The sequence below is a fragment of the Bhargavaea beijingensis genome (genome assembly GCF_900101985.1).
GTDB lineage: Bacteria > Bacillota > Bacilli > Bacillales_A > Planococcaceae > Bhargavaea > Bhargavaea beijingensis.
Genome location: NZ_FNAR01000002.1, coordinates 55230 through 79579 on the forward strand (window position 1 = coordinate 55230; position 24350 = coordinate 79579).

At 52.2% G+C, this 24350-nt stretch carries 18 protein-coding genes and 1 riboswitch; of the genes, 11 read left to right on the forward strand and 7 right to left on the reverse strand.

Annotation, left to right across the window (positions count from 1 at the left end; all coding sequences use genetic code 11):
• Positions 1–52: 52 nt before the first annotated feature.
• Complete coding sequence (locus BLT01_RS02115; RefSeq protein ID WP_092094093.1) at positions 53–1045, forward strand: YeiH family protein; 993 nt, start codon at positions 53–55, stop codon at positions 1043–1045.
• 175 nt (positions 1046–1220) lie between these two features.
• On the opposite strand, the gene metH is transcribed toward BLT01_RS02115, so the two are convergent.
• From metH to BLT01_RS02130, 3 genes are all read right to left on the reverse strand, one after another.
• Positions 1221–4655: a methionine synthase gene (metH, locus tag BLT01_RS02120; protein ID WP_092094096.1), complete on the reverse strand. Its 3435-nt coding sequence runs from the start codon at positions 4653–4655 to the stop codon at positions 1221–1223.
• Positions 4636–6489: a bifunctional homocysteine S-methyltransferase/methylenetetrahydrofolate reductase gene (locus BLT01_RS02125; RefSeq protein ID WP_092094098.1), complete on the reverse strand. Its 1854-nt coding sequence runs from the start codon at positions 6487–6489 to the stop codon at positions 4636–4638. The genes metH and BLT01_RS02125 overlap by 20 nt, the downstream gene beginning before the upstream one ends.
• A gap of 85 nt (positions 6490–6574) precedes the next feature.
• Positions 6575–6681, reverse strand: a riboswitch (SAM riboswitch).
• A gap of 194 nt (positions 6682–6875) precedes the next feature.
• Positions 6876–7100 carry a DUF2187 family protein gene (locus tag BLT01_RS02130; protein WP_092094101.1) on the reverse strand — a complete coding sequence of 75 codons (225 nt, stop codon included), beginning with the start codon at positions 7098–7100 and terminating at the stop codon, positions 6876–6878.
• Between the two features lie 254 nt (positions 7101–7354).
• Between BLT01_RS02130 and BLT01_RS02135 the strand changes: the two genes are divergently transcribed.
• Positions 7355–7633, forward strand: a complete 279-nt coding sequence (locus BLT01_RS02135) for a YhdT family protein (protein ID WP_092094104.1) — start codon at positions 7355–7357, stop codon at positions 7631–7633.
• Positions 7630–9093 carry a sodium/pantothenate symporter gene (panF, locus tag BLT01_RS02140; protein ID WP_092094106.1) on the forward strand — a complete coding sequence of 488 codons (1464 nt, stop codon included), beginning with the start codon at positions 7630–7632 and terminating at the stop codon, positions 9091–9093. The genes BLT01_RS02135 and panF (BLT01_RS02140) overlap by 4 nt, the downstream gene beginning before the upstream one ends.
• A gap of 74 nt (positions 9094–9167) precedes the next feature.
• Here the strand turns inward: panF (BLT01_RS02140) and BLT01_RS02145 are convergent, their stop codons facing one another.
• On the reverse strand, positions 9168–9968 hold the full coding sequence (locus BLT01_RS02145) for a M15 family metallopeptidase (RefSeq protein WP_092094109.1): 801 nt from the start codon (positions 9966–9968) through the stop codon (positions 9168–9170).
• 429 nt (positions 9969–10397) lie between these two features.
• On the opposite strand from BLT01_RS02145, the gene BLT01_RS02150 reads away from it, so the two are divergent.
• From BLT01_RS02150 to BLT01_RS02175, 6 genes are all read left to right on the forward strand, one after another.
• Positions 10398–10676, forward strand: a complete 279-nt coding sequence (locus BLT01_RS02150) for a YhdT family protein (RefSeq protein ID WP_092094112.1) — start codon at positions 10398–10400, stop codon at positions 10674–10676.
• Positions 10673–12151 carry a sodium/pantothenate symporter gene (gene panF, locus BLT01_RS02155; protein WP_092094114.1) on the forward strand — a complete coding sequence of 493 codons (1479 nt, stop codon included), beginning with the start codon at positions 10673–10675 and terminating at the stop codon, positions 12149–12151. Before BLT01_RS02150 ends, panF (BLT01_RS02155) begins: the two co-directional genes overlap by 4 nt.
• Positions 12148–13386, forward strand: coding sequence for a M20 family metallopeptidase (locus BLT01_RS02160; RefSeq protein WP_092094116.1), 1239 nt, complete (start codon positions 12148–12150; stop codon positions 13384–13386). The genes panF (BLT01_RS02155) and BLT01_RS02160 overlap by 4 nt, the downstream gene beginning before the upstream one ends.
• Positions 13379–14464 carry a tartrate dehydrogenase gene (locus tag BLT01_RS02165; protein WP_092094119.1) on the forward strand — a complete coding sequence of 362 codons (1086 nt, stop codon included), beginning with the start codon at positions 13379–13381 and terminating at the stop codon, positions 14462–14464. The genes BLT01_RS02160 and BLT01_RS02165 overlap by 8 nt, the downstream gene beginning before the upstream one ends.
• 5 nt (positions 14465–14469) lie before the next feature.
• Positions 14470–15216: an SDR family NAD(P)-dependent oxidoreductase gene (locus BLT01_RS02170; protein WP_092094519.1), complete on the forward strand. Its 747-nt coding sequence runs from the start codon at positions 14470–14472 to the stop codon at positions 15214–15216.
• Positions 15217–15415: 199 nt separating this feature from the next.
• Positions 15416–16864 (forward strand): aldehyde dehydrogenase family protein, encoded by a 1449-nt coding sequence (locus tag BLT01_RS02175; protein ID WP_092094122.1) that lies wholly within the window; start codon positions 15416–15418, stop codon positions 16862–16864.
• A gap of 122 nt (positions 16865–16986) precedes the next feature.
• Here the strand turns inward: BLT01_RS02175 and BLT01_RS02180 are convergent, their stop codons facing one another.
• The gene (locus tag BLT01_RS02180; protein ID WP_092094125.1) at positions 16987–19536 is read right to left on the reverse strand and encodes a Spaf_1101 family AAA-like ATPase; all 2550 of its coding nucleotides are present in this window, start codon (positions 19534–19536) and stop codon (positions 16987–16989) included.
• A gap of 295 nt (positions 19537–19831) precedes the next feature.
• Here BLT01_RS02180 and BLT01_RS02185 point away from each other — a divergent pair, with 295 nt between their 5' ends.
• Positions 19832–20854: an ATP-binding protein gene (locus tag BLT01_RS02185; RefSeq protein WP_092094128.1), complete on the forward strand. Its 1023-nt coding sequence runs from the start codon at positions 19832–19834 to the stop codon at positions 20852–20854.
• Between the two features lie 187 nt (positions 20855–21041).
• Here BLT01_RS02185 and BLT01_RS02190 read toward each other — a convergent pair whose 3' ends face one another.
• Positions 21042–22199 (reverse strand): iron-containing alcohol dehydrogenase, encoded by a 1158-nt coding sequence (locus BLT01_RS02190; protein ID WP_092094521.1) that lies wholly within the window; start codon positions 22197–22199, stop codon positions 21042–21044.
• Between the two features lie 115 nt (positions 22200–22314).
• Between BLT01_RS02190 and BLT01_RS02195 the strand changes: the two genes are divergently transcribed.
• A complete protein-coding gene (locus BLT01_RS02195) occupies positions 22315–22785 on the forward strand; it encodes an HAD family hydrolase (protein ID WP_218123183.1) in 471 nt (156 codons plus the stop codon).
• Positions 22786–22879: 94 nt separating this feature from the next.
• On the opposite strand, the gene BLT01_RS02200 is transcribed toward BLT01_RS02195, so the two are convergent.
• On the reverse strand, positions 22880–24259 hold the full coding sequence (locus tag BLT01_RS02200; protein WP_125903432.1) for an amino acid permease: 1380 nt from the start codon (positions 24257–24259) through the stop codon (positions 22880–22882).
• Positions 24260–24350: the final 91 nt, after the last annotated feature.

A 24350-nucleotide genomic window follows, 5' to 3' on the forward strand; every position in this document is an offset into this window, starting at 1 on the left:
ACTGATTGATTGTCCGGAATTATAATTAGGATAACGAAAGGGGTCTTTAGCCATGAATAAAGGATTTTGGACGGGGATCGGCCTGACACTCGTGCTCGCGGTCATTGCGAAGCTTGCTGCCGGCCTGCCTTACATTTCACTGATCGGGCCGCTCGTGTTCGCCATCCTGCTCGGGATGCTGTGGAACACGTTTCTCCCTGTGAAAAACGAGTGGGAATCGGGTACGGCGTTCGCTTCCAAGAAATTGTTGCGCGCGGGCATCATCCTTCTCGGAATGCGGCTGAATCTGGCTGATATCGCCGCAGCCGGGTGGTCCGCCTTCATACTAGCCGCGGTCAGTGTCGCAGTCGGGATCGCAGCGGTCTGGGCAACAGCGAAAATCTTGAAATCCGACCCGGAGATCGGTTTCCTCACCGCATGCGGCACGGGAATCTGCGGAGCGGCTGCCATCGTCGCCGTTTCCTCGCAAAAAAAGTCCGGGGCGGAGGAAACAGCGGTCAGCGTCGCGATCATCGCAATCATGGGAACGCTTTTCACCTTCTCCTATGCGTTTCTGCACCCGTTCCTCGGGCTCAGTGACAAGGCGTACGGCATGTTCGCCGGCGGGTCCCTGCATGAAATCGCCCACGTGGTGGCAGCTGGAGACGCGGCCGGTGCCGTCGCCCTCGACTACACGCTTGTCGTGAAGTTGACACGTGTCGTTCTGCTCGTCTTCGTTGCGTCGGCCGTCGGCTTTTGGGCAGCGCGCCGGGAACGGGAGGAAGGGGCGCCGACACTCACGTGGAGGACGCTTCCGATCCCGTGGTTTATCCTCGGCTTCCTCGCGGTGAGCGCTCTTTACTCAACGGGCATCGTGCCGGAAGCGGTCGCCGCGCGGCTCGTCGACCTGGCGTACTTGCTGATGGCGATGGCGATGGCCGGGCTCGGCCTGGGCGTGAGCTTCAGTGCCTTCCGCCGTGCCGGTATGAAGCCGTTCGTCGCCTGTCTCGTCGGCTCACTTGTGCTGGCTGCCGTCGTCTATGCGTATGTCTGGTTCGTCGTTTGATGAACACTGGCACCCCCGCAGCGAAGGAGGCTGCAGGGGTGCTGGTTGCGTGTGGGATAACTTGGGGTAGGCGAGAGTGACGATCCGGCCGTCGAGAATGACAATCCGCCCCCCGAGAATGACGATTCTCCTTAGAATTCACCCCATCACATCAAGGGCCGGCGGGCTATCCGGGTTATACGTTAAAATACCGGGCATCCGGATGCGCGAATACGATTGCCGAGACCGAGGCTTCCGGTTCCATCATAAATTCCTCGGTCAGATGGACGCCGATGTCTTCGGGTTTCAGGAGGCCGAACAGTTTTGCCTGGTCCTCCAGATTCGGGCATGCGGGATAACCGAACGAAAAACGCTGGCCCCGGTAACGTGCGGCGAACCGGTCCTGCATCGTGAAGTCGGTCGCGTCCGGGAAGCCCCACTGGTCGCGGATCTCCTGGTGGATCCGTTCGGCAAAGCCTTCCGCGAGTTCAAGTGCGGTGGCCTGGAAGGCGTGGCTTTCCAGGAATTTGCCGTCGGCTTTCAGCTTTTCTGCAAAATCGCGGACGCCGTGTCCCGCCGTCACCTGCATGAGGGCCATATAGTCCATTTCGCCGCTGTCCGCGGGCTTCAGGTAATCGGCAAGACAGAGGAACGGTTCCTTGTCCTGGCGCGGGAACGAGAAGCGTTCGATTTCCCGTCCGCTGCCTTCCGGGTCATAGACGACGACATCATTGCCGTCCGCCTGAGCGGGGAAAAACTGATACAGGCCGGAGGCGCGCAGGTTGCCCGACTGGAGAAAACCGGTGACCAGTTCCAGCAGAGCGCGGGCCCGCGGCTCGCCTTCTTCGAGCATTTTGTTGACGTTGCCCCGGAGACCGAGGTGGTGTCCGATCAGCGTCCGCATGTTGACATACGGGTAGAGGTGCGAAACGGAGTAATTACGGATGATCCGGCGCCGCAGGTCTGTCGGCACCATCACGGGGACATCGCTCCGCACGGTCCGGACCGGGCGGGTTGCAACGGCCACGGCGGTTCCGCGCGATTCCCGGTAGGCTTCGGTCTCACGGCGCTTGTCGAGCTGCTGTCCGATTTCTTCCAGCAGCTTATCGCGGTTGCCTCCCTGAAGGCGGTTGGCAAGATCCAGCCCCTGCATCGCATCTTTGGCATACAGGACGGGCCCGTCGTATTCCGGCATGATTTTCGTTTCCGTGAAACGGCGGGTAAGTGCCGCCCCGCCGACCATGATCGGCAGGTCGATTCCCGCCGACTTGAAGTCCTGGGCGGTCAGCACCATCTGCTGGGCGGATTTGACGAGCAGCCCGGACAGGCCGACAATGTCCGGCTTTTCTTTGCGGATCACATCAATCAGTGTCGCGGGCGTCACCTTGATGCCGATGTCGACCACTTTAAAGCCGTTGTTGCTCAGGATGATGTCGACGAGGTTCTTGCCGATGTCGTGCACGTCGCCCTTGACGGTGGCGAGCACGATTTTCCCTTTGCCGGAATCGTCCTCTTTTTTCTCCATGAACTGCTCGAGGAACGACACCGACGCCTTCATCACTTCGGCGCTTTGAAGCACTTCCGCGACAATCAGCTGGTTGTCATTGAACAGCCGGCCGACCTCGGCCATGCCTTCCATGAGCGGGCCGTTGATCACATCAAGCGGGGTATCGTAAAGCTGCAGCGCCGCTTCGAGGTCCGGGATCAGGCCTTCCTTCGTGCCCTCGACCACATAATAAGCCAGCCGCTCCGGCACCGTTTTCGGGATGTCGTCTTTTGTTTTTTCCTTCTTTTTGTCGCGGTAAAAGTCGGTGAAGTCCGCGAGTGTCTCGTCGGTCGTCCGGAACAGGAGATCTTCCGCCATGGCGATCTCTTCTTTGGAGATCGATGCAAAACGCTCGAGTTTTTCCGTGTTGACGATGGCATAGTCGAGTCCCGCCTGTGTGCAGTGGTACAGATAGACGGCGTTCAGCACTTCGCGCCCGACCGGGGGGAGGCCGAATGAGACGTTTGAGACGCCGAGCGTCGTAAGTGTGCGCGGCATTTCCTGTTTGATCAGCCGGATGCCTTCGGCGGTTTCGGCGGCGGATCCGATGTATTGTGCATCTCCGGTGCCGACGGGGAAGACGAGCGGGTCGAAGATGATATCCTCGGGTGCCAAGCCCCACTTTTTCGTGAGCAGGTCATAGGAGCGCCGGGCCACTTCCAGCTTGCGCTCCCGGGTGAGCGCCATCCCGGTTTCGTCGATGGTCCCGACGACCACGGCCGCCCCGTACTTTTTCACGAGGGGCATGACCGCGTCGAACCGTTCCTCGCCGTCCTCGAGGTTGATGGAGTTGATGATCGCCTTGCCCTGCGTATGCTTGAGTGCTTCCTCGATGACGTGTTCGTCGGTGGAGTCGATGACAAGCGGGACCTTCACTTTTTTCACGACTTCCTGCATGAACGCCTTCATGTCGGCCAGCTCGTCGCGGTCCGGGTTGGCGAGGCAGATGTCGATCACATGCGCCCCGCCTTTTACCTGGGCGCGGGCGATTTCCGCGGCTTCCTCGTACTTTTCCTCGACGATGAGCCGCTTGAATTTGCGAGAGCCGATGACGTTCGTCCGCTCGCCGATCAAAAGCGGGCGCATCGAGTCGTCGTAAAGGAGCGGCTCGATGCCGGAGACGGCGTGGCCATGGGCCTCTTCCGGCCGTTTGCGGGGTTCGAGCCCTTCGACCGCCGCGCGGAGGGCGCGGATATGGTCCGGCGTCGTGCCGCAGCAGCCGCCGACCATGTTCAGCCAGCCTTTTTCGGCGAAGCCTTTCAGCTTCAGCGACAGGGACTCGGGAGATTCATGATAATGGCCCTCATGGTCCGGCAGTCCGGCGTTCGGATAACAGGTGACGTAGGAGCTCGCCAGTTCCGACAGCGAACGCAGATGGTCGGTCATGAACTCGGGGCCGGTTGCGCAGTTGAGCCCGACCGACAGCGGCCGGATATGCTCGATCGACAGGTAGAACGCCTCGATCGTCTGGCCGGCAAGCGTTGTGCCCATCGGCTCGATTGTTCCGGAGATCATGATAGGCAGTTCCTTCCCGCTTTCTTCGAATGCGCGCCTGATGCCGAGCGTGCCGGCTTTGACGTTCAGCATGTCCTGGCTCGTTTCCATAAGCAGCAGATCAGCGCCGCCCCCGATCAGCGCCTTGGCCTGGACGTAGAAGTGCCGGGACAGCTCTTCAAATGTGGTGCCGCCCGTGACGGACAGCGTTTTGGTTGTCGGCCCGATTGCGCCGGCGACAAACCGCGGCCAGTCCGGCGTCGAATAGGCGTCGGCCTGTTCCCTGGCGAGAATGGCCGCTTGCCGGTTGATCTCTTCCGCCTTGTCGCCGAGGTCGAACTCGTCCAGGACAAGCGGGGTGCCGCCGAACGTGTTGGTGGAGATGATGTCGGCGCCTGCTTCGAGGTAGGCGGCGTGGATGTTCCGGATCACGTCCGGGCGGGTGAGATTCAGGTTTTCGTTGCAGCCGTCATAGGCCTCCCCTCCGAAATCTTCCGGGGACAGGTCCTCGGCCTGCAGCATCGTCCCCATCGCGCCGTCCAGGAGGAGGATGCGCTCGTTCAGCTGTTCGTCAATTCGTGATGTCGGCATAGGATTCGGACTCCTTTCGTCGGTCGATCTGCCGGATGTGGCGGAAAAGGTCGAGCGTCATTTCGTAGCGGAGAAACGGCGTGATCAGGTAGATGCCGTTGAACAGCTTTGCCGCGGTGTCGATCAGCTCGTTGGCGATTTGGACGCCTTCCGCCGCTCCTGCCGCGCGGTCTTCGCCGCAGGCCCGCATGCGTTCCAGCACTTCCCCGGACAGCTGGATGCCCGGCACTTCATTGTGGAGGAACTCTGCGTTCCGGATATGCGTGAGCGGCATGATGCCGATAAAGATCGGGATGCCGAGGTGCTTTGTCTCTTCGTGGATCTCAATGATTTTTTCCTTGGTGTAGACCGGCTGGGTGATGAAATAATCCGCTCCCGCTTCGATCTTCTTTTCCAGCCTGCGGACCGCTTTGGACAGCACTTTGACGTTCGGGTTGAACGCGGCCGCGACAGAGAAATTCGTCTTTTTCCGGAGTGATTTTCCGGAGAAGGACAGGCCTTCGTTCAGCCCTTTGATCAGGCGGATCAGCTCCATGCTCGAGACGTCGTACACATTCGAGGCGCCCGGGAAGTCGCCGACTTTCGCCGGGTCTCCAGTGATGGCGAGGATATCGGCGATGCCAAGCGCGTCCAGACCCATCAGATGCGACTGCAGGCCGATCAGATTCCGGTCCCGGCACGTAATGTGGATCAGCGGATGGACGCCGTGGCGGTGTTTGAGCAGCGAGCCCATCGCCAGGTTGCTGATGCGCGGGGAGGCGAGTGAGTTGTCCGCCAGTGTGACTGCATCGATTCCCGCTTCATACAGCGTCTGGGCGGCATGAAAGTAGGCATCCGTCTCAAGGTGGCGGGGAGTATCCAGTTCGACGATGACCGTCCGCCTTTTTTGGGCCTGTTCATGGATCGGCTCACGGGAAAGGGGATCGGCTTCCCGGATTTCCTGCGGAATGCGGGGCGCCACGTGTTTTGCCGTGACCGGAGCCAGCCCTTCCAGCTGTTTTTTCGCTTCCCGGATATGGTCGGGCGTCGTCCCGCAGCACCCGCCGATCAGCCGCACCCCTTCGTTCCGCAGCCGGACCGCGGAGCGCCCGAAGTAGTCCGCGCCTGACGAATACACGAACCGGCCTTCCCGGAGCGCGGGCAGGCTTGCATTCGGAGCGGCCGACAAAAAGGCCCGCTCCGGAAGCTCCGCCTGCTCGAAAGCCCGGATCGTATGGAACGGACCGAGCCGGCAATTGACCCCCACGACATCGGCTCCTTCCGACTCCAATAGCCGGAACGCGTCATTCAGGGCGGTGCCGTCCTGAAGGTTCTCCGGTTCCTGCAGGGACACTTGCGCGACAATCGGCAGCTCCGTCAGCTTGCGTAGCCTCCGGACCACGGCTGCCAACTCTTCGAGGTCGTAATACGTTTCCAGCAGCAGGCCGTCCGGATCGCCTTCCAAAAGGACCGCCGCCTGACGGACGGTCGATTCCACAATCTCCTCCAGCGCGGGCCCGTTACTTTGGATGCCCCGCACCCCTCCGATCGTACCGAGGACATATCGTCCTTCCGGAGCGGCCCCCTTCGCAAGGCGCATCGCCGCCCGGTTGATCTCCTCCATCTGTCCCTCGAGCCCATATCGTCCAAGCTTGAACAGGCCGGCCCCATAAGTATTGGTCTGGATCACATCGGCCCCGGCCTTTACATAGTCACGGTGGATGTTCGCGACCGCATCCGGACGGGTCACATTCAGTTCCTCATAGCAATAATCGATGCCGTATGAATACAGCAGCGTGCCCATGGCGCCGTCGGCCACCAGCACTTCGGACGTTAACCGGTCAAGCAGTTTCATGGATCATCATTCCTTTCGCCGGGAATCGGGAAAAATAAAAAACCCTCCTGCACATACAGGAAGGGCTTTATAGACAAGTTGGCCTTCCTTATCTTCCGGACGCCAATCGTCCGCTGGAATTAGCACCTTGCCGGAATCCGGCGGGTTGCTGAAGCTTCATCGGGCCAGTCCCTCCGCTTCTCTGGATAAGAAAACGTATTCGGTTGAACCGGGCAGACAGGAACCCCCGGGAACAGCTCTTTGACACAATATACAGACAAATACCAATTCGGTCAATACACAAAATTTTTAAGGAGTAGGGCGGAACCGATTCAACCTGGCGGATCCGCCCAAACAAAAACAGCGCACGCCCCCGAAGCAGGGGCCGTGCGCTGTTTTCTGTAAGCTTACTCAAAGACGTGATAGTTCTTGTGCGACACGACGGTGCGGTCGGAAGGCACGCCGATCGCTTCGGCGTCATCTTTCGTAATCTGTACGATGACCGAGTTCTCGAGAATCTTATCAATCTTCCCGATTACCTCATGATCGTTACGGACGAAAGAAATCACCTCGCCCACTTTCCGTGCTGCAACAAACGGCGACTGATCTTTCTGCTTTGCAGGAAAAGCCATCCTGATCCACCCCTTTGAAGTTTCTTGGCAAAAAAGAAAAAGCCCGGGTCAAATCCCAAGCATGAGTACGGGAACGGCGAAATTGCCGGCCCTCCGGACAGGCTGTCCGTATACGATTATATCATACTTTGTATTTTTTTGCTTGAATCAGCATGGATTTGACGAAAACAACCGTTTCCTTGGCAGTCCCGGCATTGTACAATGGGAGCAACGATGCATGGACCTTGCATAAGCCATGACAAGGGGGAAACGTGATGGTTAAAAAGGAAACGGGCGATCGCCGCTTCAGGGTGGCCCACCGAGAGGCATGGATCGGCGTCGGACTGGCGCTGTTCAACTTCATCTGGTGGTTCGGATTCGCCTATGGCCTTGGTTCCAGGCCTGTTGAGGAATATACCTATATCTGGGGACTTCCGGACTGGTTTTTCTACAGTTGTGTGCTCGGTTTCGTGGTCGTAGCGGTACTCGTCGCGATCGTGGTCCGATTCTTTTTCACGGAAGTGCCGTTTGAGGAAGAGGAGGATGCGCGATGAATTGGGCAGTGATTATTCCGCTTCTCATTTTCCTGATCATCATCTTTTTCATCGGCATCTGGTCGGGCCGCAAGGGGGCAAAGGTGGCCGATGCCGATTTTCTCCAGGATTACTTTCTCGGCGGACGCGGACTCGGAGGATTCGTCCTGGCGATGACCATGGTTGCGACATACGGCAGCGCCTCCAGCTTTCTCGGCGGTCCGGGAACCGCCTATACGATGGGGTTCGGATGGGTCCTGCTTGCGATGACTCAGGTCGTCACGGGATACTTTGTCCTGATGGTGCTCGGCAAGAAGTTCGCCATCCTCGCTCGCCGTTACGACGCACTGACGCTTGTCGACTTCCTGAAAGCGCGATACAACAGCGCGCCCGTCGTCATCTTGTCGGCCGCTGCCATCATCGTCTTTTTGTTTTCGGCAATGGCGGCACAGTGGATCGGCGGTGCCCGCCTTGTCGAATCACTGACGGGAGTCAGCTATCATACGGCACTCTTTATTTTCGCCGTTTCGGTTCTAGTCTACGTAACGGTCGGCGGATTCCGGGCCGTGGCCGTGACGGACGCCGTCCAGGGGGCTGTCATGGTGATCGGCACGCTCGTCCTGCTCGGAGGCGTCATTATTGCAGGCGGTGGAATCCCGAATATCATCTCTGACCTGATAACGGAAAACCCGAACCTGGTTACGCCGTTCGGAGCCGACGGCAACCTCGGGATGGCTTATGTGTCTTCATTCTGGATCTTGGTCGGCGTGGGGGTCGTCGGGCTGCCACAGATCGCCGTCCGGTCGATGGCCTACAAGAATTCCCGGTCGATGCACCGTGCGCTGATCATCGGGACCGTCGTCACAGGGGTGATCATGCTCAACATGCACCTGATCGGCGTATTTGCCAGGCCGATCCTGCCGGGCATCGATGTGGGCGACAAAGTCATCCCGATGATTGCGATGGACGTCCTGCCGGCCTGGCTGGCGGGCCTCGTGCTCGCCGCCCCGATGGCCGCCATCATGTCGACGGTCGATTCCCTGCTGATCCTGGTTTCATCGACCGTTGTGAAAGACGTTTACCTGAACTACATCAAGCCGGAGGCCGGCATCAAAACAGTCAAGCGCATCAGTTTCGGCGTCACTGCGCTGCTGGGCGCCATCGTCTATATCTTGGCGCTTGACCCGCCGGATCTTCTGATTTTCCTGAACCTGTTTGCGTTCGGCGGGCTGGAAGCGGCGTTTATCTGGCCGATCGTCCTCGGCCTTTACTGGAAATACGCCAACAAATACGGTGCCATCGCTTCAATGGTTACCGGCATGACCAGCTATATCGCGATCTATCAGTGGAGCTCCTCCAACGGGAATCTGTTCGGCTTGCACCCGGTCGTTCTTCCGGTGGTCCTGTCGCTTATCGCCTTCGTTGTCTTTAGCCTGGCGGTGAAGCGGGAGGCGTATGATTTTGATGGTGGAAAGGTATAAGTTTTGGCGAGAAAAGATAGGGACAATTCCCATTCCAAAATCCTGCTTCCGAAATGGGAGCAGGATTTTGGAGTTTAATCATTCAAAATCGTATAGATGATACCATCGGAATTATTACCCGATACCTGATAATGAAGATTGTCTTGCGCATTCATAGTGACTTTCTTCGAACTAGAATCATACAAGATATCATATTTTTGACCATTTACCGTCGTGGAAATTTGTTTTTCCGTTTTTAGATACTCTAAATATTCCTCTAAAGCAAAATCCTTTTCCTTCATAATCACACTATGAGGTAAACCAACATAACGGATATGCCAGGGTTCATTCATAATTCCTGTTATGTCTGTTTTGTTCTTTGGATAACGCAGAATAAATCCGTATTTCCAAGCGTTCTCTTCAATCCACTTTCCCTCAGGGGCCACCTCCATCTTCCCGTAGATGCTTCCCACATCAAGTGATAAGCCTAAATTGTGTTCGCTATAACCTGCCGGCAAGGCACGATCGGGACCCATTTCTTCAAAAAGTGCAGCTTGCTCATCAAATTCTCGAAAACCACTCGTAATTAAAAAACCGGAAATCCCATCTTTTTCTGCATCTAAAACCATATCGGAAAATTTTCTTGCTATCTCTTCTGATAAACAGATTGAGCGATCAAATAATCTGTATCCTTTTACCAAATCTTTGCGTTCATATAAATTGACGATATCTGATTTTATGCTTTCAGCCTGAACGGGGTACAGACTGTTGACTAAAAGCAAATTCCCCTGATAAATCATTTCATTATCTTTTTCACCTCGAAAGAAAGATCCGATATCAAAGACCGTAATACTAAGAAGTACGATAAAAATCAATAAAAATCCCCATTTTTTCATCTTATGTCTCCTCCGGGTTCTCTGCACTAAACCTATGATAGGTGAAAATACTTAAGAAATAAGTAGATAAACGATGAAGTTTCTCTTAAATGATGTATTTAAAGTGAAGATGTCATTTCTTTCCCATTAGACAATCTGTCCATCAATTTTAAAGAAATGTAGACATTTGAACAGAGGAATCAGAAGAGCAATTCCTAGTAATATGATTACGATAGAATGTTCTGACTCTTGTTTGAAAGCGCTATCATATCGGGCTGGCCTGTCGGTCTTGAGTAGTATCCTCATGTGATGAGGATACGGGGTCAGGGAGATTCTGAGACGCAGTTGCCGGAAAGGGTCGTTTCTGAAGGGAGAACTGGATTGTATAGAAGAATTAGATGTTTAATCAACATCTGCCTGAACAACGGGGGATGAAAAGGGGGCATACCATTGAACGAGAACGAGAATACAGACTGGCGATTTAAAGTCGCCAACCGCGAGGCGCTGATCGGCTGCGGCCTGGCGCTGATCAACTTTATCTGGTGGTTCGGTTTCGCTTACGGGATGGGCTCAAAGCCGGTGGAGGAGTATTCGTACATATTCGGGTTGCCGGACTGGTTCTTCTACAGTTGTGTGGTCGGTTTTCTGTTGATCACGGCGCTTGTCATCTTCGTAGTGACGTTCTTCTTTAAGGACGTGCCATTTGATGAAGAGGAGGAACTGCGATGAACTGGTCTGTCATTGCACCGCTGCTCGTCTTCCTCGTCATCATCTTCTTTATCGGAATCTGGTCAAGCCGCAAAGGCGCCCAGGTGTCAGACGATAACTTTTTGAAAGACTACTTCCTTGGCGGCCGTGAACTCGGCGGTTTCGTCTTGGCCATGACAATGGTGGCGACCTACGGAAGTGCATCGAGTTTTCTTGGAGGTCCCGGCACGGCCTACACGATGGGCTTCGGCTGGGCACTGCTGGCGATGTCACAAGTCGTGACGGGCTATTTTGTCCTCATGGTATTGGGCAAGAAGTTTGCCATCATGGCACGGCGCTATGATGCGCTTACACTCGTCGACTACTTGAAGGCCCGCTACAACAGTGCACCGGTCGTCATTTTATCGGCGGGGGCGATTATCATTTTCCTGTTCTCGGCGATGGCGGCTCAATGGATAGGCGGCGCACGGCTTGTTGAATCGTTGACCGGCCTTAGCTACAACACCGCACTCTTCATTTTCGCTGTCTCCGTTCTTGTTTACGTCACAATCGGCGGCTTCCGTGCAGTTGCCGTCACGGATGCCGTCCAGGGGGCTGTCATGGTGGTCGGGACGCTCGTCCTGCTTGTAGGTGTCCTCATTGCGGGCGGCGGGGTGCAGGCTATCATTTCCGATCTCATCACAGAGAATCCGAACCTCGTCACACCATTTGGCGCCGACGGCAATCTTACGAAGGCGTATGTATCCTCGTTTTGGATCCTCGTAGGAGTCGGGGTCGTCGGCCTTCCGCAGATTGCGGTCCGGTCGATGTCTTATAAGAATTCGCGGTCTATGCACCGTGCACTCATCATCGGAACGGTCGTGACAGGCATCATCATGCTGAACATGCACTTGATCGGCATCTTCGCCCGGCCGATCTTGCCCGGCATCGACGTCGGAGATAAAGTCATCCCGCTGATATCCATGGAAGTGCTGCCGGCATGGCTTGCAGGAATTGTGCTTGCCGCTCCAATGGCGGCCATCATGTCGACGGTCGATTCCCTTCTGATTCTCGTCAGCTCGACCATCGTGAAGGATGTTTATCTGAACTATATCAAGCCTAATGCGACCATCAAGGCGATCAAGCGCACCAGTTTTGGTGTGACCGCAGCCCTTGGCGTCATCGTTTATCTACTTGCGCTCAACCCGCCGGACTTGCTCATTTTCCTGAACCTGTTCGCATTTGGAGGGCTTGAGGCGGCATTTATCTGGCCGATTGTCATGGGCCTTTACTGGAAGCGGGCGAACAAATACGGGGCGATCGCTTCGATGATCGCCGGGATTGTCAGCTACGTGGCGATTTACCAATGGACCGCCGCGCAAGGCGATCCATTCGGGATGCTGCATCCTGTCGTCATTCCGGTCGTTCTGTCGTTCGTCGCATTCGTCATCTTCAGCCTGGCCATGAAGCAGGAGGCCTATGACTACAATCTCATTAAGGAAGGGGAGATTTCGTGAAAGTCGATACAGGAAACGCATCGTATACGAGAGACCGGGAGGCGGTCATCCGGCTCACCCGGGAACTCGTGCAGATCGAGAGTGTGTACCGGGGAGAAGGGGTTCCTGGAGGAAATGAGGAAAAGGTCGCCCATTATGTGGCGGATGTTCTCAGGGGCTATGGCATCGAGACGCATGTGGAGGAAGTGGTTCCGGGCAGGCCGAACGTCATCGGCATCATCGACTCGGGCAAGCCGGGGCCGACCCTGCTGTTTGAGGGCCATACGGATGTCGTGACCGAGGGGAACCGTGACGCATGGACCTATGATCCGTTCGGAGCGGAGATCGTCGATGGACGTATGTACGGCCGTGGAACGAATGATACGAAAGGAAACCTCGCCTGCATGATCACCGCCGTGCATTCGATTCTCCAGGACGGGGAGGACTTTAGGGGCAAAATCATCCTGTGCATCCCGTGTGATGAGGAAGGCATGATGATCGGCATCAAGCACTTCATCAAGCAAGGATGGGCAGACGGCGTCGACGGGGCGATCATCTGTGAACCGGAAGAGAACCAGGTGTGCATCGCCCAGCGCGGCGCAATGCGCATCCAGGTCGATATGTACGGCAAGATGGCGCACGGCGCGATCTCCTGGAGCGGCATCAATCCGAACTGGCACATGGCCCGCCTGATCGCGGCACTCGAAAAGCTGGAAAAGGAAGAGCAGGAGCGGCTCGGCGAAGACCCGTATCTGAAGTGGCCGTCGATCACGCCGACAATCCTGCAGGCACCGGTCAAAGGAGACGCACAGATCAACGTCATCCCCGACCATTGCCGCATGACGCTCGACATCCGGACCGTTCCGGCACAAGACCACGGCGAGCTGCGAGAGAAGATCAAGTCCATCATTGAGGGGCTGAAGGCTGACGACCCGGACGTGAACTGCGAACTGACCGTGCTGGATGACCGTCCTGCAACGTTGACGCCAAAAGAAGACCCGGTCGTTGAGGCCATCTGCGGCGCGGTCCGCCACGTGCTGGGGAAGGAGCCGGTATACAACGGCGTCCCGGGCGCAACCGACGGCACCTTCCTCCATGTTCACGGGGTTCCGATCGTCACGATCGGGGCGGGCGACCGGGAGATTCCGCACCAGATCGATGAATATGTCGACATCGAGGAGCTGGCAGAGACGACAGCCATCTACCGGGATGCCGCGCTGCGTTTCCTGAACAGGGAGGTGCGAACAGATGGCTGATTACCGGATTGCCGTCATTGCCGGAGACGGCATCGGGCCGGAAGTGATGGATGAGGCCCTGAAGGTTCTGTGCGAAGCAGAACAGGAAGAAGGCTTCTCGTTGGAGATCCAGGCCTTCCCGTGGAACTCGGAGTATTACTTGGAGCATGGCCGGATGATGCCGGAAGACGGGCTGGACACGCTGCAGACGTTCGACGCGATCTTATTCGGGGCGATCGGCGACGCCCGTGTTCCCGATGAAGTGACGATCTGGGAGCTCATCATGCCGATCCGCAAAGGCTTCCGACAATACGTGAACTTCCGCCCGGTCAAATCGCTCCCGGGAATTCCGTCCCTGCTCGCGAACGGCGAGGACATCGACTTTGTCATCTTCCGCGAGAATGCGGAAGGCGAGTATTCCGACAGCGGCGGCCGGCTGTATGCTGGCCAAGAAGGCGAAATCGCCATCCAGAACACGATCATGACCCGCACGGGAGTGGAGCGGATTACGCGCGCCGCCTGCCGGTACGCCGAAGAACACGGGCTTGGAAAAGTGACGAGCGCGACCAAATCGAATGCCGTCATCCATGCGAATAAATTATGGGATGAGCACGTGCGCCGGATCGTGGAGGAAGAATTCGGCGGACTCCAATTCGAGCAGTACTACGTCGATGCGCTTGCGGCCTATTTTGTCCAGCGGCCACAGTCGTTCGATGTCGTGCTCGCCTCGAACCTGTTCGGCGACATCCTGTCCGACCTCGGCTCAGGACTCGTCGGCGGACTCGGCCTCTCTCCGTCCGGCAATATCAACCCGGAAAAAGACTACCCGTCGATGTTCGAACCGGTCCACGGCTCGGCTCCCGATATCGCCGGCCAGGGCATCGCCAACCCGATCGCCCAGATATGGTCGGCGGCGCTCATGCTGGAGCACCTCGGAGAAAAGCGGGCAGCCGGGCGGATCGTCAAAGCGATCGAAGACGTGCTCGCAGAAGGCAAGGTGAAGACCCGTGATATCGGTGGGACAGCCACGACCCGGGAGATGGGCAGCGCGATCGGAGAAGCATTCAAGAACCAAACGACGAAGGCGACGGAAGGATGAACGGCATGAGGATGAAAGGGAAAACAGTGATCGTGACAGGAGCAGGCGGCGGCATGGGGCAAGCCATCAGCCGCAAGCTGCTGGAAGAAGGCGCAACGGTCGCCGGGATCGACCTGAACGAAGACTCGATGGCGGGGCTCTTACACGACCGCTTCACGGCATTTGCCGCGGACATTTTAGATGAGGAAGCCGTGGCAGGTGTATTCCGCGACATGCACGGGAAAACCGGCCGCATCGACGGACTCGTCTGCGCGGCGGGCATCGCCCAGGCGGCCACCCCGATCACGGACGTCTCGCTCGATCAGTGGCACCGCCTCATGAACATCAACGCCACGAGCCTGTTCGTCCTGTCGAAGGAAGCCGCGGGCTATATGAAACCGGCCGGCACCGGCTCGATCGTGACGATTGCGTCGGTCTCGGCTGCACGGCCGCGTCCCGGCCTGCAATCCTATATCGCGTCTAAGGGAGCGGCAGAAAGCTTCACGCGCGGACTCGCCATCGAACTCGCCGAGCACGGTGTCCGCGCCAACACGGTCCACCCGGGCCCGGCGGATACCGGCATGCTGAGCCAGTTCACCGCAGCAGGTGCGGACTCCGACCAAACCCGCAAGGAGATCTTCGAAAGCAGCGTGCCGCTCGGCAGGCTCATCCAGCCGGATGACATTGCCGGAGGCGTCGTCTACTTGCTGTCGGACGATGCGTCGATGGTGACGGGTACGACGCTGCATATTGATGGGGGACGTGGGCTTTGATGAGTGGAAGCTGACATAAAAAATTGAAAACGGTCAGGACTCTGGTCGCTTACCGCGGGCCGGCGCCGAGCTCCACAGATGTGGGTGTCTCGACAGCCCGGTTTTTCCCGCAGGTTCTCCCGGCGTCCTGACCGTTTGCTATATGGGAGTAAGAACTCCATTGCAATGGATGAAAAGTAAAAGAAAGGGGACGAATGAGATGAAGAAGATTCAAATGCTGATCGGCGGCCGGTGGGTTGGGGGAGAGGAAGACGAGTGGCTCCCGGTCATCAACCCGTCGGACGGAGAGCAGATTGCGGAAATTGTGAATGGAACAGCTGACCACGTCGATGAGGCGGTCCGTGCGGCGGAAGCCGCTTTTGAAAGCGAGGAGTGGCGGGCATGGAAGCCTCATGAGCGCGGCAACTTGCTCATTGAACTGGCACGGTACATAAGGGAAAACGCAGAGCACTTTGCGGAGCTGGAATGCCGCGACGTCGGCAAGCCGCTCACGCAAGCCCGGGCAGATGCGGAAGCCGCCGCCCGCTATTTTGAGTTTTACGGCGGCGCAGCCGACAAAGTGATGGGCGACACGATCCCGATTGAAGACGGCCTGCTCAATGCGACCGTTCTGGAACCGGCCGGAGTCACCGCCCACATCATCCCGTGGAACTACCCGCTTCAGATCATCGCACGAAGCGTCGGAGCGGCGATTGCGACAGGCAACGCCGTCGTCGTGAAAAGTGCGGAAGACACCCCGATGACCGCACACGCCCTCACCGAATGGTTCGCCGACTGCGGACTCCCGGCCGGCATCTACAACCATGTGACCGGACTCGGTTCCGGAGCGGGAGCGGCACTGTCCTCCCACACGAAGATCAACCACGTCACCTTCACCGGCTCAGTCGGCACCGGCATCTCCGTCATGCAGGCAGCCGCGAAAAACGTCGTCCCCGTCACACTCGAACTCGGCGGGAAGTCCCCGAACATCGTCTTCGCCGACGCAGACGAAGAGAAGGCACTCGACGGAGTAGTACGAGCGATCATCCAAAACGCCGGCCAGACGTGCTCGGCAGGATCCCGGCTGCTCGTGGAAGAATCATATAAAGAAGAATTCCTAGGCAAACTGAAGGCACGGTTCGAGTCGCTCGAAGTCGGCCGCGGCATGGACGACAAAGACATCGGCCCGATTCTAAATAAGCGCCAGTTCGACCAGATCATGCAACGAATCGAAGAAGCAAAAGCCCAGGGAAAATTGATCTCCGGCGGAGAAGCGGTGAAGGTCGAAGGCGGGGAAGGCGGCCACTACATCGCCCCGACCATCATCGACGGTCTAGATCCGGAATGCTCGATCGCCCAAGAAGAAATCTTCGGCCCTGTACTTTCGGTCTTCACTTTCAACACTCCACAAGAAGCCATCGAACTCGCCAACTCCACCGACTACGGCCTCGTCGCCGGTGTGTGGACGAAAGACATCGACGTCGCCCACACCGTCGCCGCCCGCGTCAAAGCCGGCCAGGTGTTCATTAATAACTATGGAGCTGGAGGCGGTGTTCAGATGCCGTTTGGCGGATATAAGAAGAGCGGGATTGGCAGGGAGAAAGGGTTTATTGCGCTGAGGAATTATGTGCAGGTTAAGAATATTGCGGTGAAGTTTGAATTGTCCTAGTCTATATATTTATCGCAGTATTAAAAGTGTAATGAGTGAAGAAAACAAAATATAGCAACATGTCATTTGTAAAATGACATGTTGCTAGTTTACTTTCTTCTTGATTGTCTTATGAATTTGAACTAGATTTTATCAAGAATTGCAGAATAACTTTGAACTTTATTTTCAAAAGCATTTTCCCCTCCTTCTAAATGGACTAATATTAATTTCATAACAGATTTATCACTCAAATAACCTTTTTTTCTAATTAATCCGTTTAGACCATTTGACTCTAAGACAATTACTTGCTCTGAATCAGCATTGGTTACAATAGAAGAGTTGTGCGTCACTATAATGACTTGCCGATAATTTTTAATATTACGTAAACTCGCAACGAGATTATTATAAATATATTGATTGTCTAAGTTATCTTCAGGTTGATCAATAATAAACGGTGTATTGTCTCCGCAATATTTACCATATTCAATGATTAGTGTCAATATTGCAACTACTTGTTGACCCAGCGATAGGTGCTCAATATTATTAAAGTGAATAGGTAAGTTTTCAATTGAAGCTTTAGAGTTCACATTAAATTGGAGGGTATAATTATCCATTGATTCAACATATGTTGCAATACTTCTAATAATATTGTGTTTATACATACGAAGTATTTTTAATATCTCACTATAAAGGTCTTTTTCAGAAATACTATTGATATTTTGATATCCTGATCCGATACTCTTTATTGTTAACTCGTTGGATGTAAACTTTTTTATAGGCTCTATAGAGTTTAAATCATTGAATTTTCGGTTGAACAGTAAGCTTAAAAGAGTGAGGAAATCTATATGGTAGAGCACCCTATGTGTGTAATCAATGAAGTCACCAATTGTGAACATCGTATTTAATATTGGAGTGCTAGTATTAATACCCTTAAATAAATCGTCTAAATAACGATAGTAGTTATCTGCTCTCGCTTCATATTTAATAGAAATGAGTTTGTTATGCATATTATTGAACGAGTCAATTTTGTCATTCGCATTTATTTTAAACCTTTCGAGTTCCTCACGTATGGCTACTAATGATGATTTTAGTGTTTTATTAAAGTCTCTGTTGGATGTGTTATAGAGATTATTTATCTTTTCATCGAAAAAGCCCTTAGTTTCTCCTGCTTGGACTACTGACTTAATAAAATCACCAGTTTTACGGTTTTGAATCATATTCACTATGTTGTTTATTGAGTAATGCTTTTTATAGACACGGTGAAGAATATTTTCAGTTTCGTATTCTGATCCTAGCAACGTTATATTTTTGTTTTTGTCTACCTTAAAAAGATCGTACCAATTTTTGTTCAGTTTGATATTGTTCCCCTTAGGGGGTTGCCCCTTCTTGTCAAATGCAGCTTCAAGAAAAAAATCAGGATGGGATGTCGGTAATGCTTGATTTGCTTGTGGGATAAAACGAATAATAAATTCTTCATTGTTATAAGAAAAAAGAATAAAAATACTTGAGTAAAGAGAAATGAATTTCAAGGTATCTAAATCTTTTGCTTCATTAGTAAATACGGTATCCAAAATATTGAGAATAGTACTTTTTCCTGTTCCGCGGCCACCTATGATACAGTTTAAGTCCTTTGAAAAATCTACTATGAAGGATTCTTTACCGGTACCTTTTAAGAAACCTGTAGAACCAGGATTAAGTATAATTCCTTTTATATATGTATCAGTAGTCGTTGGTTTTACAGTGTAAACGCAAAACAAATGATTATTTATTGATTTTATAAGAGAATTAAAACTTATCTCGTTCATTTTTATCCAAGTATTTTGGATTCCTAATTTATTTATTGAATGAGCATCACTTTCAAAAAGATAGCAAACTTTATCATCTTTAAAATCTGGATGCGTTTTATTCTTCCAAGATTTTGAGGATAAATTTGTGAGGCCTAATATTTTTAAATTTGTAGAAAAAAGATTTTTCTTGTATAAACCCGATCCTATTCCTTCGTATGTATTAACATGAGCAATATAACTTATTCCGTTAAGAAGATTAATTTGGTTTATTATAGAAAAACTAGTCTCTATAGTTCCGGTCTCTTCAGTATATATATTGTCTTCGAGGAATTTTTCTACGTTCTCGTAATTTTCTTCATTAAAAATACCCACTACGTGAGTTTGATCAGAGCATGAAATCTCAACACCCAAAAAAAGATAGACAGGGATTTTCCCTTCTTTTTTTCCTTTTACATTTTTCGAGAAATAGTCTTCAAGGGCATATTTTAATTTATAATACCCTTTGATAGTATTGTGATCAGTGATAATAGCTATATTTATATCCTCTTTGTAAAGTTTAAAAGCAATCATGCTGTAGGCCAAAAATTCTTTGAAGCTATCATATGGGGCACTTCTATCTTTTAAAATATCTTTATAAGATTCACCTGAAAACTCTCCGTTTTTAAACTTGTTTTGAATAATATTTTTTTCGTCATTATTAAACATAGAAATCTCTACGCAATAATCCAACATTTCGTACTCTGTCAACTGCTGATAACGCTTTCCTTCTATTAAATTATAATCATAAGACGCTGGGGTATGAAAATGTATTTCGGCTTTCTTTAGTTTACCGTATTTGCTTCTAGTACTCTCAATTTCTAGATAAGCGCTTAAGACGTCGCTTGTTGATGTTTTTAATTTTCTCAAAAAATAACCCAACCTTTAAAAAGGATATAAACATTTATATGTAATTATACATATGTTTTCCTGTTTAATATATAGTATACATATATATAGGTATTTAATAAATCCGGTTGAGTATTTTCTTTTTATAGTCTTACAATGGATAGTAGACTCAATTGTTCATTGGTTTTGAGATGAAGAGAGCTACAAACTTGGTCATGCTTGTTGATGAAGGTAGGGGCGTTTTCTAAACTTTAGACTTGTTGTAGGCGTAGGTGACCTGGAGTTTCCTGAATAAAACAACAAAGGGGGGAGCTACTTGATAGTTGTGAAAGAAATGAAATACGAGAATATGCTAAAAATGACTAACCATTTACGCTTGAAAGGATATTATTTAAATGATGATGAAGATTTAAAAATTACATTTGAACACTTAGAATTTATCGAACCGGCAGGCGCAATTGTGTTCTTAAATGCAATGGATAAAATAAAAGAATCTAAAACTCAGTATGAGATTGAACCTATTAATCATTTAAGGCAATCGCGTTCCGCAATTTCATATGGTGAAACTATGGGGATTTTTCAGCTAATAGGTATTTCGGATGCTACCTCGCATACATCGGGTTCAACATATTTAGCGCCAACAAAAGTTGGAATAAGAGAAGTATATAGAGAATTAGATGAAAATGGGATTCCATTAGGGCTATACTTTGAACAAATTTCAGGGCGAATAGTTAATAAGGCTTTAGGACTCGTAGAATATAATATAGAAGAAAAAATTAATGATTTATTTATTTTTGTTGTTAGGGAGATGGTAAGAAACATTTTTGATCATGCCCAAACACCTCACTATTACTATGCATTACAAGCATATAAAACAACAAACTATGTAGAAGTAGTCATTGCAGATGTGGGTGTAGGATTACGAGCAACAGTACCATTTAGTGAGGAGGAGATATGGCATGAGCAGAATACTGACGAAGAGGCAATAAAAAAGGCATTAATCCCTGGGTTATCCGCTTTTTCAAACCATTCCTACGCACCAGAAGAATATAAAAACTCTGGTTTTGGACTAGCTTTAGTAAAAAGTATAATCCAGCGTACAGGAGGAATTTTTAGCATTGCATCTGGCACAAAGTCTATAACCTATGGCTCAGCCGAAAAAGTTGTTCAAGATTGCGATGTTAAAGGAACAATTGTTAGGATGAAAATAGGATTAGATAAACTCGGTAATGTTAACTTTGATGAAGTGCTGAAAGAGGCAGAAATTGAAGCTATAGGAGAAGGTTTCAAACAAGCACCATCAAATGCCTCAAAAACAGTTAAAAGTAAATACATATAATCTTATTTAGAGACGAACAGTTCCTTACTGGGAAGCCACTTGCTTAGTTTCAGGAACGCCGTTAGATCGTTGCTCTTCGGTTATACAAATGGCTCCAAGCACAAAAGTGCATGGAGCCGTTTTTTAATATATTTAAAACAATACGTGGAATCTAAGATACAGTCAAGTGCTTTAATGCTACCTCCAATTACATCGCACTCCTAATAATCCCCATCACCTCATCCAAATTAGGCTTACGTGGGTTCGTTGCTGCAGTTGCATCTTTCATCGCATTCGTAGCTAGCGTCTCGATATCTTCTTCTTTAGCTCCGAGTTCTGCAAAGCCGCTTGGGATGCCCAGGTCTTTGGCCATTTGTTCGATTTTCTCGATTCCTTTTTCGGCGGCTTCGCGTGTGCTTAGGCCGTCTACGTTTTCTCCCAAGGCAATCGCGATATCAGCAAAGCGTTCTTCTTTGGCGATCAGGTTGAATTTGCAGACGTGGGGGAGGAGAATTGCGTTGCATACGCCGTGCGGGTAGTTATAGAAGCCTCCGAATTGGTGGGCAATCGCATGGACGTAACCGAGGGAAGCGTTGTTGAAGGCCATGCCTGCGAGTGATTGGGCGAAGACCATCTGCTCGCGTGCTTCGATGTCTTTGCCGTTCGCCACTGCTTTCGGCAGGTACTGAGGGATAATTTGAATTGCTTGAATGGCGAGTGCATCTGTAATCGGTGTGGCTGCTGTGGATACATAGGCTTCAATGGCATGTGTCAGTGCATCCAAACCGGTGGCGGCTGTTAATGCGGGGGGCATGCCCACCATCAGGTCCGGGTCATTGATCGAAAGCGTTGGCGTGACGTGTTTGTCGACGATTGCCATCTTTACTTTGCGTGCGGAGTCTGTGATGATCGTGAATTTCGTGACTTCACTGCCTGTGCCGGCGGTTGTGTTGATCGCGATTAACGGGACCATCGGCTTTTCGGAAACGTCCACCCCTTCGTAATCGTGAATCCTACCTCCATTAGCGGCGACAATTCCAATCCCTTTGCCTGCATCGTGGGAGCTGCCGCCGCCAAGCGTTACGATGCTGTCGCAGTTTTCGGAGTGGTATGCGTCCAATCCTTCTTCCACGTTTTTATCGGTGGGGTTTGGCTCTGCCTTCGGGAAAATCGAAACTTCTACACCAGCCGCCCGTATGATACCTGCTATGTTTTCCGAAATACCCAGATTGTGCAATCCGGCATCCGTGACCAACAATGCTTTCTTTGCGCCGAGACCTGCTAATCGGGTGCCTGCTTCATTTACGGAACCTTGTCCGAACAAGTTGACCGACGGCATGTAAAACGCGCTTTGTTTGTTTGTCATGTGAAAACCTCCTGTTTTTTGGATGCCACGGATTTTCAGCAGCATCGTGTGATGTCCCCCTGTATTTTTATCAATTATCCTTCTTTGTATACCGACGGTTAAGGAGATGTTTATTGTGGAAATCAACATACCAGGAAGAGGAAAACCCTTCATTGAAAATTTGTTGTTGGACTATAACGGAACGATTGCTTGTGATGGTGAGGTGATCGCATCCATAAAAGAGAAAATCGGGGAGGTCAAGAAAAAAGGGATCAGCGTGCATGTCGTGACTGCAGATACCCATGGCACCGTAAGAAAACAATGTGCCGATCTGCCTGCGGACATACGGATATTTGATCACTCAAATGCTGCGGAAAATAAAAGAGAAATTGCGGAGGAACTCGGAGCGGAGCATTGTGTATGCATCGGGAATGGATGGAACGACGGGCTGATGTTTGAAGCCTGCAGCATCTCGATAATTGTCATAGGTGATGAAGGATGTTCTGCACAATCCTTACTGAAAGCTGACATTGTATGTAAAGACATTCACGATGCTTTTGACTTGATTTTGAAACCAAACAGGCTCATTGCCACACTGCGGGGATAAACATGCTTCGTTTTTTGATCGCATGGGTCCACAAAGAAGCTCCCCTCGAAACTGTTACCACCAGCTTCGAGGGGAGCTTTTCTTTATTCTCTGATCACTTCGCAGATTGCTGCACACCCACCGGATTCTGGCCGTAATTGACAGCTTCTTTCTTCCGGTAGAACACGAAGTAGATGCCGACGACACCCGCCGTGACGATGCTGGTCAGGATGACCTGGATCCGGGTCGAAGGGATGAAGAACATCGCCAGGTAGATGCCTGCAACAACGATGATCGTTGCGTAGGTCAAGTATGGGAACAGCCACATCTTGACCGGCAGGTGGCCGCGCTCCTTCTCGAGCCGCTTCCGCATGCGCAACTGAGAGAAACAGATGATCAGGTAGACGAGAAGGGCGACCGCGCCTGACGAGTTGATGAGGAACAGGAACACTTTGTCCGGCGAGATGAAATTCAGGACCACTGCTACATACGAGAACACGGTACTGAACAGGATGGCGCGTACCGGGACGCCTCTTTTGCTGAGTTTCAGGAATGCCTTAGGTGCATCACCCTTTTGGGCCATCCCGAACAGCATCCGGGAGTTGGCATAGAGCGCCGAGTTCAGGCAGCTGAGGACAGCGGTCAGGACGACGAAGTTCATGATCTGTGCGGCCGCAGGGATGCCGATATGGTCGAGTACGGCGACAAACGGGCTGACCAGGATGTTCGCCGAGTTCCAGGGAAGGAGCGTCACGACGACGGCAATCGAACCGATGTAGAAGATGAGGATCCGCCAGACCACGCTGTTGGTGGCGACACGGACGGAACGGACGGGGTCCTTTGACTCACCGGCCGCGATGGCAACGATTTCGGTGCCCATGAATGAGAAAATGACGACCGTAATGCCGAGCATGATCGCCCCGAAGCCGGACGGCATGAATCCGCCTTCGCCGAGGAGGTTAGCCGTGCCGGGCGCCTCAATGCCCGGGTACCAGCCGAACAGTACGGAAACGCCGAGGACGAGGAAGAGTGTGATGCTGACCACTTTGATCAGGGAAAACCAGTATTCAAACTCACCGAACGCCTTGACGGAGAACAGGTTGGTCGCTGTCAGTGCCACGGTCAGGATCAGGCTCATCAGCCAGATCGGGAAATCCGGAATCCAATACTGGATGATGGCCGCTCCGGCAAGCGCCTCGATGGCGATGACGACGACCCAGAAAAACCAGTACAGCCATCCGATCGTGAATCCGGCCCACGGTCCGATCGCCTCATTTGCATAAGTCGAGAACGAGCCGCTTGTCGGGTACGCGGCAGACATCTCGCCGAGCATCCGCATGACCAGAACGACGATGAGCCCGGCAAATGCATAGGAAAGAATGGCGCCCGGACCGACCGAGTTGATGACCGCACCGCTTCCGATAAAGAGGCCCGCACCGATCACTCCCGCAATCGAGATCATCGTGATGTGGCGAGTCTTCAAGTCCGACTTCATGCCTGGCTGCCCGGAAGTGGCAGGGTCCGTCTGATTCTCTAAGGTCATTTGAAAAACCCCTTTCTGATTAGCTTCAATAAGGAAGCGCTTT